At 68.9% G+C, this 18,569-nt stretch carries 17 protein-coding genes; 14 read left to right on the forward strand and 3 right to left on the reverse strand.

All coding sequences use genetic code 11. The annotated features are described in order from the left end of the window. Positions 1–151 precede the first annotated feature (151 nt). Both fliG and FBZ88_RS15370 read left to right on the forward strand, forming a co-directional pair. Positions 152–1,174: a flagellar motor switch protein FliG gene (fliG, locus tag FBZ88_RS15365; protein WP_004271656.1), complete on the forward strand. Its 1,023-nt coding sequence runs from the start codon at positions 152–154 to the stop codon at positions 1,172–1,174. 129 nt (positions 1,175–1,303) lie between these two features. After that, positions 1,304–1,966, forward strand: a complete 663-nt coding sequence (locus tag FBZ88_RS15370; RefSeq protein ID WP_145618075.1) for a DsbA family oxidoreductase — start codon at positions 1,304–1,306, stop codon at positions 1,964–1,966. A gap of 9 nt (positions 1,967–1,975) precedes the next feature. Here FBZ88_RS15370 and FBZ88_RS15375 read toward each other — a convergent pair whose 3' ends face one another. Continuing rightward, complete coding sequence (locus FBZ88_RS15375; RefSeq protein ID WP_145618076.1) at positions 1,976–2,872, reverse strand: bifunctional helix-turn-helix transcriptional regulator/GNAT family N-acetyltransferase; 897 nt, start codon at positions 2,870–2,872, stop codon at positions 1,976–1,978. A 172-nt stretch (positions 2,873–3,044) separates the two neighbouring features. Continuing rightward, positions 3,045–3,473, reverse strand: a complete 429-nt coding sequence (locus FBZ88_RS15380) for a hypothetical protein (protein WP_145618077.1) — start codon at positions 3,471–3,473, stop codon at positions 3,045–3,047. A gap of 269 nt (positions 3,474–3,742) precedes the next feature. Between FBZ88_RS15380 and FBZ88_RS15385 the strand changes: the two genes are divergently transcribed. From FBZ88_RS15385 to FBZ88_RS15440, 12 genes are all read left to right on the forward strand, one after another. Next, entirely contained in the window at positions 3,743–4,525 is a 783-nt protein-coding gene (locus FBZ88_RS15385) for a fimbrial biogenesis chaperone (protein WP_145618078.1), read from the forward strand. Between the two features lie 165 nt (positions 4,526–4,690). Then, a complete protein-coding gene (locus FBZ88_RS15390; protein WP_246138672.1) occupies positions 4,691–7,282 on the forward strand; it encodes a fimbria/pilus outer membrane usher protein in 2,592 nt (863 codons plus the stop codon). Between the two features lie 155 nt (positions 7,283–7,437). Next, entirely contained in the window at positions 7,438–8,409 is a 972-nt protein-coding gene (locus FBZ88_RS15395) for a spore coat protein U domain-containing protein (protein ID WP_186464420.1), read from the forward strand. A gap of 121 nt (positions 8,410–8,530) precedes the next feature. Next, the gene (locus FBZ88_RS15400) at positions 8,531–9,031 is read left to right on the forward strand and encodes a spore coat protein U domain-containing protein (protein WP_211102675.1); all 501 of its coding nucleotides are present in this window, start codon (positions 8,531–8,533) and stop codon (positions 9,029–9,031) included. A gap of 108 nt (positions 9,032–9,139) precedes the next feature. Beyond that, complete coding sequence (locus tag FBZ88_RS15405) at positions 9,140–10,084, forward strand: peptidylprolyl isomerase (RefSeq protein ID WP_211102676.1); 945 nt, start codon at positions 9,140–9,142, stop codon at positions 10,082–10,084. Positions 10,085–10,279: 195 nt separating this feature from the next. Next, on the forward strand, positions 10,280–11,917 hold the full coding sequence (locus tag FBZ88_RS15410; protein ID WP_145618083.1) for a sigma-54-dependent transcriptional regulator: 1,638 nt from the start codon (positions 10,280–10,282) through the stop codon (positions 11,915–11,917). 17 nt (positions 11,918–11,934) lie between these two features. Next, the gene (locus FBZ88_RS15415) at positions 11,935–12,258 is read left to right on the forward strand and encodes a hypothetical protein (protein WP_145608947.1); all 324 of its coding nucleotides are present in this window, start codon (positions 11,935–11,937) and stop codon (positions 12,256–12,258) included. 99 nt (positions 12,259–12,357) lie between these two features. Further along, entirely contained in the window at positions 12,358–12,549 is a 192-nt protein-coding gene (locus FBZ88_RS15420; RefSeq protein ID WP_145608946.1) for a hypothetical protein, read from the forward strand. 6 nt (positions 12,550–12,555) lie between these two features. Then, a complete protein-coding gene (locus tag FBZ88_RS15425; protein ID WP_145618085.1) occupies positions 12,556–14,184 on the forward strand; it encodes a tetratricopeptide repeat protein in 1,629 nt (542 codons plus the stop codon). After that, positions 14,181–15,128: a hypothetical protein gene (locus FBZ88_RS15430; protein ID WP_145618086.1), complete on the forward strand. Its 948-nt coding sequence runs from the start codon at positions 14,181–14,183 to the stop codon at positions 15,126–15,128. The genes FBZ88_RS15425 and FBZ88_RS15430 overlap by 4 nt, the downstream gene beginning before the upstream one ends. Before the next feature lie 138 nt (positions 15,129–15,266). After that, positions 15,267–16,808, forward strand: a complete 1,542-nt coding sequence (locus FBZ88_RS15435; protein ID WP_145618087.1) for a tetratricopeptide repeat protein — start codon at positions 15,267–15,269, stop codon at positions 16,806–16,808. A gap of 70 nt (positions 16,809–16,878) precedes the next feature. Beyond that, positions 16,879–17,952 (forward strand): glycosyltransferase, encoded by a 1,074-nt coding sequence (locus FBZ88_RS15440; protein WP_145618088.1) that lies wholly within the window; start codon positions 16,879–16,881, stop codon positions 17,950–17,952. A 5-nt stretch (positions 17,953–17,957) separates the two neighbouring features. Here the strand turns inward: FBZ88_RS15440 and rfbC are convergent, their stop codons facing one another. Then, on the reverse strand, positions 17,958–18,512 hold the full coding sequence (rfbC, locus tag FBZ88_RS15445) for a dTDP-4-dehydrorhamnose 3,5-epimerase (RefSeq protein WP_145608941.1): 555 nt from the start codon (positions 18,510–18,512) through the stop codon (positions 17,958–17,960). Positions 18,513–18,569: the final 57 nt, after the last annotated feature.

Raw genomic sequence — 18,569 nt, forward strand, 5'->3', positions numbered from 1 at the left:
CCCGGCCGGACCCGCTTGCGACAAAAATTCTATCCTGCCGCCGGGGCCGGGTGTACTTTCCCTAGTGGTTCAGGGACCGTGGCATGACTAAAGCCCGGCCCTTCCGGAACAATCCGGCGGCATCATCCCGCCGGACAGGAGACGACGATACATGGCGATCCGGGTACGTGAAGATTACCGGGGTCTGACGGGGCCGGAAAAGGCCGCCGTGCTGATGCTGGCGCTGGGCGAGGAGCATGCCAGCCGCCTGTTCGCCCTGATGGCGGAAGACGAGATCAAGGAACTGTCCCAGACCATGGCCAACCTGGGCTCGGTCAGTTCCAACATCGTGGAGCGCCTGTTCGTCGAGTTCGCGGAGCAGATCAGCTCCACCGGTTCCCTGGTCGGTACCTTCGACAGCACCGAACGCCTGCTGATGAAGGTTCTGCCCAAGGAGAAGGTCGACACCATCATGGAAGAGATCCGCGGTCCCGCGGGTCGCACCATGTGGGACAAGCTGGCCAACGTGAACGAGCAGGTGCTGGCCAACTACCTGAAGAACGAATACCCGCAGACCGTCGCCGTCATCCTGACCAAGATCAAGGCCGACCACGCCGGCCGCGTGCTGCAGCTGCTGCCCGAAAGCTTCGCCATGGAAGTCATCATGCGCATGCTGCGCATGGAATCGGTGCAGAAAGAGGTGGTGGACGACATCGAGCGCACGCTGCGCACCGAGTTCATGTCCAACCTGGCGCGCACCAACCGCCGCGACGCCCACGAGATGATGGCGGAAATCTTCAACAGCCTGGACCGCAGCACGGAAAGCCGCTTCATCGCAGCACTTGAGGAACGCAACCGCGACAGCGCGGAGCGCATCCGGGCCCTGATGTTCACCTTCGAGGATCTGGGCAAGCTGGACCCATCGGGCGTGCAGTCGCTGCTGCGCTCCGTCGACAAGGCCAAGCTGGCCACCGCGCTGAAGGGCGCCTCGGAAACCCTGAAGGACCTGTTCTTCACCAACATGTCCGAGCGGGCCGCCAAGATCATGCGCGAGGACATGGCCGCCATGGGCCCGGTGCGCCTGCGCGACGTGGACGAGGCGCAGATGTACATGGTGCAGTTAGCCAAGGACATGGCCGCCCGCGGCGAAATCGTCATCGCCTCCGGCAAGGGTGACGACGAACTGGTGTATTAGGGTTGTCGCTTGGGCCTGAACGGCGGGAGTCTCCGCTTCATACCGTTGCTGTGATGGGGACCACGGCATAGCGCCCCTGACTGATGCAGGGTGCCTGCCTCAGCCCCCGCCTGCCGGAAAGCCTGTCCCATGTCCAAGCGCCTCAGCATCGACTTCGTCTCCGACGTTTCCTGCCCCTGGTGCGTCATCGGGCTGAAGGGCCTGCAAACAGCACTGGCGCGGCTGGAGGGGGAGGTTGAGGCCGACATCCACTTCCAGCCGTTCGAGCTGAACCCCCAGATGGGGGCGGCGGGCCAGGACCTGGATGAGCACATCAGCCAGAAGTACGGCTCCTCCCTCGACCAGATGGCCCAGACGCGGGAGATGATCCGCGCCCGCGCGGCGGCCGTCGGTTTCACCATGTCGGCCACCGGCGCCAATGGCGGCAAGCGCCGCATTTATAACACCTTCGACGCCCACCGCCTGCTGCACTGGGCCGAAACCCAGGGGTCCGAGCGCCAGCTGGCGCTGAAGCTGGCCCTGTTCGAGGCCTACTTCACCCGGGGGCAGGATCCGTCCGATACTGGGGTGCTGCTGGCAGCCGTAGCCCAGGCCGGCCTGGATGTGGAGGAGGCCCGCGTTCTCCTGGCCGGAGACCGCTATGCCGCCGAGGTGCGCGAGGCGGAACAGCTGTGGCTGTCACGCGGCATCCAGTCGGTGCCCGCCGTTATCGTCAATGGCCGCTACCTCATCTCCGGCGGCCAACCGCCGGAGGCTTATGAGAATGCCCTGAAGAAGATCGCCGCGTCCTGACCGGCTGGGTCAGCGGTTGGACTGCAGTCCCCGCTTCTCGAACCAGTGCTGGGCGTAGGGATTGTCGTTGTACGGCGGGATCTCGCCATAGCCATTGCGGGCGTAGAGCTTGCGCGCCTCGGTAAGGGTACCGTTCGTGTCCAGTTGCAGGATGTCCACGCCGGCGGCGACCGCGCGATCCTCCAGCGCCCGCAGCAGCCGCTGGGCGACACCCAGGCCGCGAACGGACGGCGCCACCCACATGCGCTTGATTTCTCCGTAGCCATCCCCTTTGATTTTAAGCGCCCCGCAGCCCACGGCCGCGCCGTCCAGCCGCGCGAGCAGGAACCAGCCCGAGGGCGGCACGAGTTCGCCAGGCTCCGCCGGGGCGCTGCGCATCGGATCGAAGCCGGTGTCGAACCGCGCCGCCAACTCCTGGAAATACGCCTGGAGGCAGGCCTGGACCTCATCGCTGAAAGGGTCGGCGGGCTCGATCATCACCGCCGACGCCCGCAGGAACCGCTCCACCTCCGCCATCGCGTCCAGCAGGCGTTGGCGCTGCGACGGGCCCAGCGACTCCAGCAGTGCTGCCGCCCGGTCCCATGAGCGCTGGTCCAGCAGGTCCCATTCCCGCCGGCCCTTGGGCGTCAAGGTCACGCGCCGTACCCGCGCGTCCCGCGCGTCGGGCGTGGAAGCCGTCAGCCCCTCCGCCTCGAAGGCCCGCAGCATCCGGCTGATATAGCCCGAGTCCAGGCCCAGGCGCGTGCGCAGGTCACGCACCGTCGTACCGTCACGGCCGATCTCGAACAGCAGGCGGGCCTCTCCCAGCGGGCGGCCGCTGCCCAGGTAGTTGCCGTCCAGCACACCGATGCGGTGGGTGACCGCCCGGTTGAAGCGGCGCACGCGGGAGAGTTGATCGTTGTCCATATATCTGACTTTAGTCAGATAATATTCGGGCGTCAATCAGCCCCGCCGGATAACAAACGGCCCGGCAGGTTTCCCGCCGGGCCGGTACGCTTTAAAAGCCTGCCCCTTACCAGGCGCAGGTTATTCACCCGCCGCCTTCGGCCCTCTTATTCACCCGCCGCCTTCGGCCGTCTTATTCACTCGCCGCCTTCGGCGGCTGGGCAAACTGGATCAGGTAATTGGCGTAGTCGGCGACCTTCAGCTTGAAGTCCAGGCTTTCGTTGCCAGCCATGGCGCGGGCCACGATCAGGTGGTTGCCCACCGTGGTGGGCGTCAGCTTGTAGACGCCGGCAGCCCCCTTCAGGCGGGGGTAGTAGTTGGGGTCGACGGGCTTTTCCTTGGCGGACAGGCGTTCCAGCGCCTCTTCCTCCGTCCAGTCGCCGACCTCGACCTTCTTCACGAGGGTCCAGTCCTTTTCCGCCGCCCAGCCGGCGGCCAGCGCCGCGGCCACGGCATCGGCGCCGCCCTCGACCACGCTCACCTTGAAGATGTTCTTGGGCAGGCCGACGTCGGACGCCCATTTCGACAGGTTGGCGCTGCGCGCGACGAACAGGGTGGCCATGATGAAACCGGTCTGTTGTTGATAGGCGATGTCCTGGTCTACCCCAGGGCGCAGGCGGAGACCAGATTTAGACGGCCTCCAATCGCGACACTTTCGGAATTCGCGCAAACGTGTCACGGAAGCGGATGCAACGCCGCCCGCATCTGGGTATGGTGGGGCCGCAAACGCCGGGGGGCGGCGTTCAAGTAGACCCATATACCGTTATTTAACACCTGCGGCCGCATTCACACGCGCTGTACTAAAACGCTACAAGAGTCGGGCGATCATCCATGTCGGCACTTCACCGGTTCCGTTTCTCCCGCTTCACGCGGATCCTGGCCACGACCCTGGCGGGCGCCCTGATGCTGTTCACAGGGCTGCTGTCCACCGGCGCGCTGGCCTCGTTCCGCCTGATCCCCATAGAGATGGACATGGAGCCCAGCGGGCGCGGCGCCACCCAGATCTTCCGGGTGGAGAATGACGGCAAGGACCCCGTGGCCATTGACGTCAAGGTCATGGCGCGCGGCATGGACCAGGACGGCCAGGATGTCCTGACCGACGCGGAGGACAGCTTCGCCATCGTGCCCGAGCAGATCATCCTGCAGCCCGGCGAGAACCAGTCCATCCGCGTGCAATGGTCGGGCGATCCCAAGCCGGCCAAGGAACTGCCCTTTCGCCTGGTGGCCGAACAGCTGCCCATCGACCTGGGCGGTACGCCCGTGCAAGGCGGCCAGGTGAAGTTGCTGGTGAAGTACGTCGCCTCGCTCTACGTCGTGCCGGAAGGGGCCAAGCCCAAGCTGACCGTGGTGTCGGCCGGGCCCAAGCCTGCCACGGCACCGGCCACCGGCACGGTCATGGAAGTGGTGGTGCGCAACGACGGCACCTCGCGTCAGGTCATGCGCGACCTGGAGGTGACCGCCCAGGTGAATGGCAAGACCGTCACCCTGCGCAAGGAGCAGCTGACGGGCATGGTCGGTGAAAACGTCCTTGCCGGGGTCACCCGCCGTTTCCATATCCCCTGGCCGGCGGATCTGCCCCAGGGCCCCGCCACGGTGACCCTGTCGGTGCCCTGACCTTCCCCCGAGTACCCTGAGACGAGGACGGCGTTGCGCCTGTCGCGCCTGAATACCGGTAACCGCTTGACTGGCGGCGCCTTTCCCCTTGACCGCCCCGGCCGACTGCGCCGGGGCGCGCTTGTTTGCGCCCTGTTGGCAGCCCTGGCCGGATCGGCTCTGGTTTTGCCTGGGGCAGCGCGGGCCCAGACGGCCCCGCCGGCCAACCAGAACACCGAAGCGCTGTTCGAAAAGACCTTCGGCAAGAAGAAGAAGGCGGAGAAGCCCACCACCCTGGACCTGCCGGTGAAGGTGGAGGGGCGCGAGGTCGGCCAGGTGCCGGCCAAGGTGGCGCCCGACCCCGCCGAAACCCAGGTGGACCTGAACCGCCTGGCCCTGCTGCTGCGCGATTTCGTCCAGGCCAAGGTGCTGAGCGACCTGGTGGCCCAGGCGGGCCCCGACGGTTATGCCAAGCTGAGCGCGCTGAGCCTGGGCGGCCCGGCCGGCGGCCCCAGGAGCGGCCCCAGCGCCGCCGCCATTTCCATCACGGTGGACCCCAAGGAGCTGACCCTGTCGGTCAAGGTGCCGCCGCAGCTGCGCGCCGTGCGCAACCTGACGGTGGTGAACCGCGCCAACGCCGCCAGCGGCTACCAGGTGCTGGAACCGGCGGACGCCGCCGCCTACATCAACCTGCGCACCGCCCAGGTCTTCCTGGCCCAACCCGCCACCGACAGTGGCAACTACCGCCAGCCCCTGAACATCGGGCTGGATGGCGGCGGCAACATCGACGGCTGGTCCTTCGAATGGGAGGGGCAGTACCAGGAACAGTACAGCCATCATTTCATGCGCGGCACCACCCGGCTGATCCGCGACTTTCCCGAGGACGCCGTGCGCCTGCAGGCCGGCGACCTGGACTATTCCATCACCGGCATCCAGACCAACCGGCCCCTGACCGGCCTGTCCATCGCCCGCAACTACACCCTGCAGCCCTATCGCGCCATCCAGCCCACGGGTAGCCGCGACTTCATCCTGGATTCGCCATCGACGGTGGAGGTGCTGGTGAACGGCCGCCCCACCCGCGTCTTCCGTGAAGATGCCGGGCCCGTGAACCTGTCCGACTTCCCCGGCACGTCCGGCACCAACGACGTGCAGGTGCGCATCACCGACGCCTATGGCCAGACGCGCACCATCGACTTCCCCTTCTTCTTCGATTCCGAGCTGCTGGCCGAGGGGGTGTCGGAGTTCAACTACACGGTGGGCATCCCCTACACCACCGGCACCGACCGCCTGATCTACGACCGCAGCCGCCCCACCTTCTCCGCCTATCACCGCCAGGGCATCACCGACGACCTGACCCTGGGCGCCAGCCTGCAGGCGGACAAAAGCCAGCAGGTCATAGGCACGGAGGTGCTGTTCGTCACCGGCCTGGGCACCATCGGCATCAACCCCGGCGCCAGCCTGGGCGCGTCGCGCGGGGCGTCGGTGGACCTGACCTACCGCGACTATACGAATGACGAGCAATTCTACCAGCAGCGCACCCTGACGGCGCAGGGCAGCTGGCGGTCCGGCGGCTATGCCAGCCTGGGCACCCTGGACCCGCGCAACACCGTGTCCTACGACCTGTCCGCCCGCTATGGCCAGCCGCTGGACGAGGATCTGACCGCCACGCTCAGCGGCCGCTACCAGCTGGTGCGCGACGACAACCAGATTGACGGCTATTCAGTCGACCTGGGCTTCCGCCGCCGCTTCGGGCGCCACGCCACGCTGGAGCTGACCTTCAGCCGGGCGCGCAACACCGTGACGCGCGAGGCGGACAACAGCGCCTACCTCGCCTTCCGCTACACCTTCGGCGACGGCGTGCAATCCGCCGGCTTCACCATGGACACGCTGAGCCGCCAGCGGGAGCTGGACTGGCGCTACCAGGATCCCTGGCCCACGAATTCCTGGAACCTGGGCGTGGACGCGACCAATACCACCGGCACCTACCAGGCCAGCGGCTCCGTCGGGTACACCATGGACCGGTTCGAAGCCTCCGTCCGCCATGACTACAGCCAGCGCCTGTCCACCCTGGACGGACCGCTGCAGAATGACGAGCGCACCACCCTGAACTTCGCCACCGGCCTGGTCTTCGCCGATGGCCATGTCGGCGTCACCCGGCCTGTGACCAACAGCTTCGCCCTGGTGGTCCCCCACCCGCGCATCGCGGATGAGGAGATCGGCGTCGATCCCGTCACCGGCCACTACCTGTCATCCAGCGACTGGCTGGGCCCGCCGGTGGTGCCCAACATCTCCGCCTACCTGGTGCGGCCGCTGCTGCTGGACGTGCCGGACGCGCCCATGGGCTACGACATCGGCAACGACCGCCCGGCCATCGTCCCCGGCAATCACACCGGCACCCTGGTGCCCATCGGCACCGACGCCACCGTGTCGCTGGATGGCGTGCTGCTGGACCCGGAAGGGCGGCCCGTGCCGCTGGCGGCCGGCATCCTGCACCGCACCGATGGCAAGGGCGTGAAGGCCGCCAACGCCAAGGACCCCAAGGCCGGGCAGGAGGTGCAGTTCTTCACCAACCGCAAGGGCCGCTTCCGGGTAGAGGGCGTGCGCCCCGGCGAATGGCAGATGCAGCTGACGGGCGTGCCGCACAAGCCCATCCCTGTGACCGTGCCGGCCGAGGCCGAGGGCATGTTCCCGCTGGGCACACTGAAGCTGGAGGCGCTGCCCGGCCAGACCATCAACCTGTCGCCCACCAAGCCGGCGTCGACGAGCAGCGGACCATGAGGATCATGGGGATAGGGTTGGGCCGCCAAGCCGCGAAGCATGCCGGGCCGGAACGTTTCTTGCTTGATGACGCGGCACCGCCCGACGGCCTCCGCCGCCGGGCCCATTCCCTTGGCCGGGTGCGCTCGGCCTGGGAAGCCGCTATTTTGGATGCCATGGACCAGCCGACCCGCCTTCGCCCGCCCTTTGCCGCCCGGTTCCTGGGCGTCCATTTATGGGCCCTGCTGGCGCTGAGCCTGCTGATGGCCCTGCCCGCCACCCCGGCCCGCGCGCTGCAGACGTGCTTCGCCCAGCTGAGCGGCCTGTCGCAGGTGACGCCGGTCACCAGCTACGACCCGTTCGCGGCCCTGCAGCCCCCGACCTACAACACGGTGACGGTGCAGTACATCGCCGGCAGCAACTGCACCTTCGGCATCGGCATCGACAGCGGCCTGTGGGGCAGCACGCGGCGCATGCTGGGCCTCAGCGGCAATTGGCTGAGCTATGACCTGTACAAAGACGCGGCGCTGACCCAGCGGGTGGGCGACTATGGCACCGGCAACGTCAGCAACCTGATCACCGGCTCGGTCAACAACGGCCGGGGCACCCAGACGGTCACCACCGGCTTCTACGCCTCCGTCCCCGCCGGCCAGTTGGTGGGATCCAATTACTATTTCGATCAGGTGACGGTGACGCTGTACCAGCTGAACAGCTCGGGCAACATCGTTGCCGTCATGGATAGCGCCATCGTCCAGGTGCGGGCGACCGTGCGCACCTCCGTCTCCGCCACCGTCAATGTCGGCGGCGTGCGCACCAACCTGGGCGCATCGGCCGCCAACGTGGATTTCGGGGAGCTGACCACCGGCGCCAGCCGCAGCTTCGACCTGGAGGTGTCGGGCAACACCGGCTACAGCGTCTCCATCCAGTCGCAGAACGGCGGCCGATTGGTGAACGGCAGCGCCGGCACCTCGATCCCCTACAGCATGACCGTGGACGGCCGGGGCGTACCGTCCAGCGGCACTACCCTGACCTATTACAGCTATTCCAGCCTGGACCGGCACACCTTCATCGTCGTCATCGGCGACGTCACCAAGGTCATCGCCGGCACCTACACCGACTATCTGTTGATGACGGTGACGGCGAACTGACGTAAGCTCTGGACCAGCGTCCAGGATCGCCCAATTGATCCAGGACAGGGTGCCGCAGAAGGCGGTGGCCCATCATGAACGACAGATGGCGCCGGCCCTGCCGGTGTCCTTGGAGACTAAAATGTCCCAGCATCTGCCCGATATGCCCCATGCCCCCGCGCATGGTGTTTGTTTGGCCCTGACCGTCGCCGCCACCCTGGCCCTGGCCTCCGCCGCCTGGGCGGCCGGCACCAGCGGCACCATCCACATCGGCGCGACCGTGCCCACCGTGTGCACCGTCGCGGTCACCGACAGCAACGCCACGCTGGATCTGGTCAACGGCCAGAACGCCGTGACCGTGGGATCGGTGACGGAGCAGTGCAACGCCGGCAGCGGCTATACCGTCTCGGTCGCCTCGGCCAACAGCGGCACGCTGAAGAGCAGCGCCACCGGATCGGGCGCCGTGGCCTACAACCTGACCTACGACAACACGGCCGCCGCCAAGAACGGGTCGCTGACCACGGACCGGTCCGGTTCGGGACAGGCCCGCCAGGGCACCCTGGCCGTCAGCCTGCCGGGTAACAACCAGGCCGTGGCCGGTCAGTACCAGGACACGGTCACCATCTCGATCGCCGCGAAATAGCCCTTCAAATCGCTTGCCCTTGGCCGGGCCCAGGACCGATCCTGCGGCCTGGAAGGCGGCCCCCCTTTTTCGGGTGAGATGGCCGCCACGAGGAATGAAGGGGAAGCGATGCGTCGTTCGATGGTAGCCGCCCACCTGGCGGCAGCCCTGGTTTGCCTGTCCACCACCGCCTATGCCGCCGATGCGGCCAAACCCGCCGCGCCCAAGCCAGCGAAGACCGGCCCCATCGCGGCCGATGTGCTGGCCGCCTCCAGTCCTGCGGATTGGCGCTCCCCCGACCCGGAAAACCTGCTGTACATGGATCTGGCCCAGGGCCGGGTGATCATCGAGCTGGCGCCCGCCTTCGCCCCAGCGCACGTCGACAACATCCGCAAGCTGGTGCGCGAGGGCTGGTTCGACGGTCTGGCCGTTGACCGTGTGCAGGACAACTACGTCACCCAGTGGGGCGACGCCGACAACACCCGCACGCCCAAGACGGCGCAGACCAAGTTGGCGCCCGAGTTCGTGGTGCGTGGGGCCGCCGTGGCCAAGCTGCCCTTCACCCCCCTGCCCGACCGCGACACCTACGCCCCAGAGGCGGGCTACAGCGACAGCTTCCCCACGGCGCGCGACGCCAGGGGCCAGCAAGCCTGGCTGATCCATTGCTACGGCATGGTGGGCGTGGGCCGCGACATGGCGTTGGACAGCGGCAGCGGGGCGGAACTCTATGCCGTCATCGGCCAGGCGCCGCGCCACCTGGACCGCAACATCACCGTCGTGGGCCGGGTCCTGCGCGGCATGGACATCCTGAGCAGCCTGCCGCGCGGCACCGCCGCCCTGGGCTTCTATGACAAGCCGGAACAGCGCGTTCCCATCACCAAGGTGAGGTTGGCGGCCGACTTGGCCCCCGACCAGCGCGAGAAGCTGACGGTTCTGCGCACCGACACCCCCACCTGGGCCGCCTATGTCGAGGCGCGGCGCAACCGGCGGGAGGACTTCTTCCCCGTGCCGGCGGGGCACGTGGACGTTTGTAATATCCCCCTACCCGTCCGTATGGCGGACGCATCCAAATAAGCCCCTTAGGGTAAGGGCGGGGGCATCACCCCCCGCCCGACCCTAACCCAAAGAACACGTCGGCGCCGTTGCATCCTGCAAGGTCCGACGTTGACAGCGCTGGACGATTGCTTGAGAAACTGCAAGCTGCAATGCCCGACGCATTTCCGGTAAGGAGAGGCGCTGGCTTCAAGTCTCGGTGAAAGCGTCCGCCCCATGGAAACCCGTCCGCGCCGCGTCCTGATCGTCGAACCCACGCCGTCCCTGGCGGCCGCCTACAGCCAGGCGCTGCGCAAGGATGGGCATGCCCTGCAGGTGGTGGACACGGCGCCGGCCGCCCGCCGCGCCCTGGCGGAGACGCCGGCCGACGTGGTGCTGCTGAACCTGCAGCTGCCGGGCGGCAACGGCCTGGATCTGCTGAAGGAACTGAAGGCCGACGCCAAGGCGCCGCAGGTGGTGGCGCTGACGGCCCAGGGCTCGGTGCAGATGGCGGTGGATGTCATGCGCGCGGGTGCTATCGACGTGCTGCTGCTGCCGGCGGGCACGGAGCGGCTGCGCCAGGCCATGGCCGCCGCCCTCGCCGAACGGGCGAAGGTGCTGGAGGCGGCCCCGCCCACCGCCCCGGTGGAGGATCCGCTGGGCTATCTGGGCTTCGTCGGCACCTCGCCCGCCATGCGCGGCGTCTATCGCATGATCGAGGCGGCGGCGCCGTCCAAGGCCACGGTGTTCATCACCGGCGAGAGCGGCACGGGCAAGGAGGTCTGCGCGGAGGCCATTCACCGCCGTAGCCCGCGCGCCGGGCGCCCCTTCATCCCGGTCAACTGCGCCGCCATTCCCAAAGACCTGATGGAAAGCGAGATCTTCGGCCACGTGAAGGGCGCCTTCACCGGGGCGACGACGGATCACGCCGGCGCGGCGTTGCAGGCCGACGGCGGCACGCTGTTCCTGGACGAAATCGGCGAGATGGACCTGTCGCTGCAGGCCAAGCTGCTGCGTTTCCTGCAGACCGGCATGGTCAAGAAGGTGGGCAGCGAAAAGGCGGAGGCCGTGGACGTGCGCATCGTCTGCGCCACCAACCGCGACCCCTTTGCCGAGGTGCAGGCCGGCCGCTTCCGTGAGGATCTGTTCTATCGCCTGCAGGTCATTTCCATCGAGCTACCGCCCTTGCGCGACCGTGGCGACGACATCCTGATGATCGCGCGGGAATTCCTGGCCAAGTACACGCAGGAGGAACGCAAGTCCTTCACCGGCTTCAGCGATGAGGCGGAAGAGATCATGCGCACCTACAACTGGCCGGGCAACGTCCGCCAGCTGCTGAACGTGGTGCGCAACGTCGTGGTGCTGAACGATGGCGCCGTCATCCAGCCCTTCATGCTGCCGCCGCCGCTGAACAAGCCCACCATGATCGTCCCGCCCATGCTGAACGACCCGCGCTGGGCGGCCATGGCGGGCCCCATGCCCTTCCCCTTCACGCCACCGCCGCCCGCCAACCTGGCGGGTCCGGCCCCCGGCGGAACCCTGGGCGGCGTCGCCCCCACCGGATTCGGCCTGCCGCCGATGGCACCGACGGCCCCGGCGCCGGGGGGCGTGTCGGTGGGCGGTGCCCGCATCCCCGGCGTTCCCGCCGGCGCGACCAGCTGGGCCGCCCCCATTCCGCTGGACGACGCGCCCGCCGCCCTCGAGTCCGATCCCAATCCCGAGCGCCGCATCCGGCCGCTGTGGATGGTGGAGGAGGAGACGATCGAAGAAGCCATCCGCCTTTGCCAGGGCAACATCACCCGCGCCGCCGCGCTGCTGGAGATCAACCCCTGCACCATCTACCGCCGCCGCCAGAAGAAGCGCGCCACGGCCTGACGTCCAAGGAAACGGTCATGATCACGGAAATCCGGCACATCATTTTTTCCAATGACGAGCTGAAGCTCATCTTCCAGACCGTGCCGCCGGAGGAATTCGACGCCGGCCGCCGCATCCTGAGCATCCAGGTGGTCGAAGGCCCCCCCCCGACGGTGAAGCTGACCAGCGAGCTGCCCACCGGCGGCGGGCGTGAGGTGATGCAGCTGGAGTCGTACCAGCTGGCGCGGCTGATCGTGGCCTACTGCCAGAAGAAGCGCATCCCCCTGCCCAAGGACGCGCTGAAGACCCTGCACGCCCAGGGTGACCAGCTGTGCTTCAGCATCATGAGTTCGCTCAGCTAGCCAAACCTTCACGACTCTATCCCTTGAGCAGCCGGCCGATCGGCGCGATAGTGCGAATGATGGGCCGGCCCCGAAGGGCACACCCCCGGAGTAGTTGAGATGCAGATCGACAGCCAGGCCGCCGCGGCCACCGCCGCCAACGTGCTTCAGGCCAGCCTGAAGTTCCAGGTGCAGGCCCTGAAGCAGACCACGGACGCCCAGTCCGCCGTCGCCACCGAACTGCTGACCGGGCAGAGCGCCGGCCCCGCCCCCACCGACGGCCGCGGCCAGCTGGTCGATATCAGCGCCTGATCCCCCTTGGCGTCCCTGTCCGAAGTACTGTCCACCGCCGTCGCCCATCATGGCGCCGGCCGACTGGATGAAGCGGAGGCCATTTACGGGGCTATCCTCGAGCAGGTACCGGACCAGATCGACGCCCTGCACTTGATGGGCGTCTTGATCCTGCAGCGGGCGGTGGGCGCCGTTCCCGCCGACCCCGCCCGGGTGGCCGCCGGTGTGAAGCTGATCCGCCGCGCCCATGCCCAGCCGGGGGCCACCGCCATCCCCGACATCGCCGCCAACCTGGGCCGTGGATTGAGCGCGCTGGCCCGCGCACACACCTTGGCAGGTGCCCGGACCCGGGCGCTGGAAGCCTTGCTGGAGGCGCATGAGTTGGGCTTGGCCCTGACGCCGGCCGACCGACTGACCCTGGCCGACAACTTGTCGTTGGTGCAAGCCGTGACCGAGGCGGAAGGGCATTACCGCGCCCTGCTGGCGGCTGGCCCGGCTGCCCGCGCTGAAGAGCTGCCGGCCCGGGTGGGCCTTGCCAAGCTGTTGGTCGCACGCGAACGCCGGACCGAGGCCTTGTGCCTGCTGGACGGCCTTGCGCCACCCGGCTCCCCGCAGGCCGTGCCCAATGCCGTTGCCCAGACCATGGCCCAAGGCCTGCGCGCGCAACTGCTGATGACCTCAAGGCTGCAGGACGCGGCGGCCGCCCTGGTCGAGATGGAAAGCGCCGGGGGTGTCAGCGCCGACCTGCGCCATCTGTCGGGCATGCTGCTTCAGGTCCAGGGGAACATCGCCGGCGCCCGGGCCCTGTATGCCCAGGCCCTGGCGCTGGAGCCGGGCCACGCTGCGGCCCGGCTGGCCCATGCCGAAGCCTGCCTGCGCCTGGGCGCGTGGCGCGACGGCTTCGCCGATCTTTCCTGGCGCTGGATGCGTCCCACCGCCCCCCGGCTTCATGGGACCTTCCCCCTGTGGGAACGGGCCGACCAGGACGTTTCCGGACGACGTCTGCTGGTCTGGGACGAGGCGGAGCTGGATGTTCTGCCCCACCTGGCCCGCCTTCTGCCCCGCCTGCGGGATCGGGGGGCGGAGGTGGTCGTGGAGGTGTCGCCCGGTTGGGCCGCCCTGCTGCCCACGGGGCCGGGCGAGCCGTTGGCCGGCATCACCGTCGCCACGCGGGGAACGGATGCGGTGCGCGCCGATTTGCAGGTGCCCCTGCAGGAACTGCCCGACCGGCTGTCGCTGTGGGGTGCCGGTGATTTCTGGACTGGCCCTTATCTGGCGGCGCCGGCCGGCACACCGCCGCAGCCCTTCACCGGGCGGGGGGTGGGGGTGGCCGCCAACGCGCCGCCGCACCTGGCGCCGCCCTTGCCGCCGGGCGTGACGGCCGTGCCCTTGGCCGTGCCCGACACGAACCAGCCCGAAGCCTGGGGCCGATTGGCGGCAACCCTGGCCGCGCTGGACGCCGTGGCGCTGCCGGCCGGCCCGCTGGCCCACCTGGCCGGCGCCATGGGCCGCCCAGGTGTGGTGCTGGTGCCGATGGATGCCGACTGGCGCTGGCCGGCGGGGACCGAGCGCACCCCGTGGTACCCGTCCCTGCGCCTGGTCCATGGCGCCAGCTGGCCCGCCAGCCTGGGCCTGAACCTGGAGTCGCCGTCATGAGCGGCATCCTCTATGTCACCGGCGCCGATGAACGCTACTTCGCCACCATCCTGCTGCTGCTGGAAAGTTTCGGCCGGCAGTTGCCGGACGCGCGGTTGATGGTCTGCGACTATGGCCTGGCGGCCGGGCAGCGCGCCTACCTGGCGGAACGCGGACAGCTTCTGCCCCGGCCGACCGGTTTGCCGGAAACCCTGCATCCCTATGCCAAGAAAGCCGCCATCCTGGACTATGTCGGCGACCTGCCGTGGCGGGCGCTCTGCTGGATCGATGCCGACATGCTGGCGGTCGGGCTGGATGACACCGTCATGGCCCAGTTGCTGCAGCGTCTGGAGGCGAGCGGCGCCGACATCGCGCTGACGACCGACATCAACAGCCTGGCTCTGTCCGATGTGGCGGCCATGGACAAGGGGGGCACCGGCATGGCGCCCTTCCGCGCCCTGCTGGCCGAGAGCGGCGCCGACCCCGCCGCGCCCTATATCAGCGTGGGCTTCTGGCTGTGCCGGTCACGGAACCTGCTGGTGGAATGGGACCGGCGCAGCCGGGGGATGCGACCGCATTCCCTGTTTGAGCAGAACGTCATGGCCCTGCTGATCCACGGGCCACGCTGGGGTCAGGCCGGCCGGGCGCTGCTGCTGGATCCGGTGGAATGGCAGCCGCAAAACCATCTGCTGCCGCTGATCCGCTCGTCCGGCGATGGCTACGGGGTGCGGGGCCGTACCGTGCGGCTGGTGCACTGCACCTCCTGCGGCTACTGGTTCATGGATGTTTATAAAAGCCATGTCGAAGTCAACGGACGGGCCTTGGCTGGGTATTTCCGCATCCTGCACAATCCGGTGCTGCGCGCCCTGCAGACGGACCTTTTGCACGATCATGTGACGCGCCATGGTGACGCACTGGCCCGACACGGCCTGCTGGGGGACGCGCCGGCCGGGCGAAATCCCTGAAATAACCGGTGAATCGGCGCCCAGTGGGCATATCTTGCCTCTGTTCACCAGCGGCGGCGCCCCCTATCCTCTCGCGATGAGAGAAGCAAGGCGGGCCCCAGGGGCAATCCCGGGACGGGGCCGGCCGGCGGAGGAAGCATGACCGACACGACCGACAGCACGCCCGCCACCCCGGAAGACGCGGCCGCCCTGACCCTGCAGGCGGAAGGCCTGGCGGCATTGGAAAGCGGCGACAACACCCAGGCGGTATCGCTGCTGACCCAGGCCGTGGGCCTGCGCCCCGACGATGCCGTCCTGCGCGCCGACCTGGGCATGGCCCTGGAACACCAGCAGGACAATGAGGGCGCCAAGGGCGCCTATGCCATGGCCGTGGCGCTGGATCCGGACAACCCCATTTATCGCTTCAACCTGGGCGCCGCCTGCCAGCGCCTGGGCCAGGGCCACGAGGCCGCCACCCATTACCTGGACGCGCTGGAGCGCGAACCCATGCTGGCGGAGGCCTATTTCAACCTGGCCACCCTGTTCCAGGACGCCGGCCATCTGGACATCGCCGAGCAGCACTATCGCAACGCCCTGGAGGCGCGGCCGGCCTATGTCGAGGCCGCCGCCAACCTGGGCTTGGTCCTGCGCCGCCTGGGCCGCCTGGGCGAGGCGCTGGATTACCTGCGCGCCACGGCCCAGGCCCAACCCGACGTGGCGCAGACCTTCTCCAACCTGGGCCTGGTCCTGAACGAGGCCGGCCAGTACCAGGAGGCACTGGCCGCCTTCGATCGGCTGGCGGCGCTGCGCCCCTTCGAGGCCGCCCCGCACGTGGGACGCGCCCATGCCCTGCGCGGCCTGGGACACCTGACCGAGGCGGCCAACGCCATCCGCCAGGCTCTGAGCCGGCCGGAACCGACCATTTCAGCGGAGCTGGAGGCGGCGCAGATCGCGGCCGCCCTGCAGGCCGGCGGCAACGGAGCCGCCGCCCAGGCCCTGGTGGGCGCGTGGCGGGCCTGCGGCGTCACCCCCATCCTGCGCCATACCGAGGCCGCCCTGGGCGTGGCCCCCACGCCCCCGAGGGCCGACCCCGCCTATCTGCAGCAGATGTACGACGCCCAGGTCGCGATGTTGACGGAGCAGACGGTGGCCAGCGCCGCCGCCACGCTGTCGCCGACACTGGCCAGCACCTTGGCGCGGCATCTGGGACCGGCGGCCGGCACCCTGCAGGTCCTGGAGATCGACTGCGGCGCGGGCGCCCTGGCGCCGCTGCTGAAGCCGTACGCCAGCCATCTGGTGGGCGTGCACCCGTCCGATCCCGCCCTGCGAATGGCGGCCCGTAGCGGCCTGTATGACCAGTTGGTGCATGGCGACCACGCCCAGGTGCTGGAACAGTCGGCCGACAGCGCCAACCTGATCGTATCGACGGACATCGCCAACCACCTGGGCGACCTGGCGCCCCTGGCCGCCGCGGCCGCCGACGCGCTGCTGCCCGGCGGCATCGTGGCCCTGGTGATGGACGCGGCCGAGCCCTGGGCCCCCGCCGTGACGCTGAAGGAAAACGGCCGCTATCTGCATCGCCGCGATGCGGTGGAGACGGCCTTGCGCCAGGCGAGCCTGGCGGTCGTGGAAGCGGTACCCCTGCCGCCCGCCACCGCCGCCGGTGTCGAGCGCCTGCTGGTCGTCGCCCGCAAGGGCTGAACGCGACCCCTTGCGTCCGCCCGCCATGCCGCCACTTCCGCCCCCCGCCTCCCACTCTCCGGGGCGGGTCTTGGCCTTGCCCCGCTATGACCGGCTGGGAGCCAGCAGCCGGCTGCGCTTCTTCGATCCGCTGCCTCACCTGGCGGCGGCGGGCCTCGACGTGAGCACGGCGCCCTTTTTCGACGACGACTACCTGCGGCGGCTGTACGCCGGCCAGCCGGTTAAGGGCTGGACGCTAGCCGGCCGCTACCGCCGGCGCATAGCCGCCCTGAGGGCGGCTGGGCGAACGGATCTGCTGTGGATCGAGAAGGAGGCGCTGCCCTGGCTGCCGGCGGGGGCGGAGCGCCTGCTGTTCGGGGGCCGGCCCTACGTGCTGGATTTCGACGACGCCTGGCATCTGCGCTATGCCGGCCATCGCCTGGCGCCGGTGCGCGGGCTGCTGGGCGACAAGCTGGAACGGCTGGTGGCGGGCGCCACCCTGACGGTCGTGGCCAACGACGCCCTGGCCTCATGGGCGGAAGCCGCCGGCGCCCGGCGGCTGCTGCGCCTGCCCACGCCGGTGGATCTGGCCCGCCACCAGGCCGCGCTGGCACCGGATTGTCCGCCTTGGGACCGCCCGCCCGGGGAATTTCGCGTGGGCTGGATCGGCACCCCATCGTCCGCCCGTTACCTGGCCGCCTTGGCCGAGCCGCTGGCGGCGCTGGCGGCCAGCGGCCCGCTGACTCTGGTGACCATCGCCCGCCACCCCGTCGCCCTGCCCGGCGTGCCGGAGGAATTCATACCCTGGAGCGAGGCGGGCGAGGCCGCCGCCCTGGCCGGCATCGACGCCGGCATCATGCCCCTGCCCCACACGCCGTTCGCGCAGGGCAAGTCGGGCTTCAAGCTGCTGCAGTACATGGCCGCCGGCAAGGCGGTGGTGGCCAGCCCGGTGGGAGAGAACCGCCGCATCGTGGCCGATGGCGTCACCGGCCTCTGGGCCGACAGCCCGGAAGGCTGGGTACAGGCGCTGGAAGCGTTACGCACCGACCTGGATTTGCGCAACCGCCTCGCCGCAGCCGGCCGCGACCTTGTGGCGCGGGAATATGACCTGGCGGTCCTGGGCCCCCGCCTGGCGGCGGCGCTGGCCCAGGTGGCCAGGGCCTGAAACACTCAGGCCGGGAACGGCGTGCCGATATCCGCCAGGGTGGGCTGCTTGCCGTCCTTGTCCGACAGCACGGCGCCGGCGAACTCCGGCCACGGGATACCCAGCGCCGGATCATTCCACAACAGGCCGCGGTCATGGGCCGGGCTGTAAAGCGCCGTCACCTTGTAGGCGATCTCGGTATCGGGGACGAGGGTGCAGAAGCCGTGGGCGAAGCCCACCGGCACCCACAACTGCCAGCCTTCTTCGGCATCCAGTTCCACGGCGACGTGGCGGCCATAGGTGGGGGAGCCTTGGCGCAGATCCACCGCCACATCCAGGATGCGGCCGCGAATGACGCGGATCAGCTTACCCTGGGCCGCCGGTGCCAGCTGGAAATGCAGCCCGCGCACCGTGCCCTGAATCCGCGACAGCGACTGGTTGTCCTGGACGAAGGGACCGGTGATGCCGGCGGCCGTGTGCTTCTCGTCGTTCCAGGTCTCCACGAACCAGCCCCGCTCGTCGCCGAAGCGACGGGGCTTCACCATGACCAGGCCATCGATGTCCAGACGCTTCACGTCCATGCTGGGTTCCCACTTTATCTGCCGGTTGTGCCGTGCCGCCCGGGATACGCCGGAGGC

Origin of the sequence: Nitrospirillum bahiense (assembly GCF_007828025.1) — a bacterium.
Classification (GTDB): Bacteria; Pseudomonadota; Alphaproteobacteria; order Azospirillales; family Azospirillaceae; genus Nitrospirillum; species Nitrospirillum amazonense.

Bases quoted from the DNA above. Each gene is read 5' to 3' on its own strand.
- fliG (WP_004271656.1), top strand. From the start codon at position 152: ATGGCGATCCGGGTACGTGAAGATTACCGGGGTCTGACGGGGCCGGAA.
- FBZ88_RS15370 (WP_145618075.1), top strand. From the start codon at position 1,304: ATGTCCAAGCGCCTCAGCATCGACTTCGTCTCCGACGTTTCCTGCCCC.
- FBZ88_RS15375 (WP_145618076.1), bottom strand. From the start codon at position 2,872: ATGGACAACGATCAACTCTCCCGCGTGCGCCGCTTCAACCGGGCGGTC.
- FBZ88_RS15380 (WP_145618077.1), bottom strand. From the start codon at position 3,473: ATGGCCACCCTGTTCGTCGCGCGCAGCGCCAACCTGTCGAAATGGGCG.
- FBZ88_RS15385 (WP_145618078.1), top strand. From the start codon at position 3,743: ATGTCGGCACTTCACCGGTTCCGTTTCTCCCGCTTCACGCGGATCCTG.
- FBZ88_RS15395 (WP_186464420.1), top strand. From the start codon at position 7,438: ATGGACCAGCCGACCCGCCTTCGCCCGCCCTTTGCCGCCCGGTTCCTG.
- FBZ88_RS15400 (WP_211102675.1), top strand. From the start codon at position 8,531: ATGTCCCAGCATCTGCCCGATATGCCCCATGCCCCCGCGCATGGTGTT.
- FBZ88_RS15405 (WP_211102676.1), top strand. From the start codon at position 9,140: ATGCGTCGTTCGATGGTAGCCGCCCACCTGGCGGCAGCCCTGGTTTGC.
- FBZ88_RS15410 (WP_145618083.1), top strand. From the start codon at position 10,280: ATGGAAACCCGTCCGCGCCGCGTCCTGATCGTCGAACCCACGCCGTCC.
- FBZ88_RS15415 (WP_145608947.1), top strand. From the start codon at position 11,935: ATGATCACGGAAATCCGGCACATCATTTTTTCCAATGACGAGCTGAAG.
- FBZ88_RS15420 (WP_145608946.1), top strand. From the start codon at position 12,358: ATGCAGATCGACAGCCAGGCCGCCGCGGCCACCGCCGCCAACGTGCTT.
- FBZ88_RS15430 (WP_145618086.1), top strand. From the start codon at position 14,181: ATGAGCGGCATCCTCTATGTCACCGGCGCCGATGAACGCTACTTCGCC.
- FBZ88_RS15435 (WP_145618087.1), top strand. From the start codon at position 15,267: ATGACCGACACGACCGACAGCACGCCCGCCACCCCGGAAGACGCGGCC.
- rfbC (WP_145608941.1), bottom strand. From the start codon at position 18,512: ATGGACGTGAAGCGTCTGGACATCGATGGCCTGGTCATGGTGAAGCCC.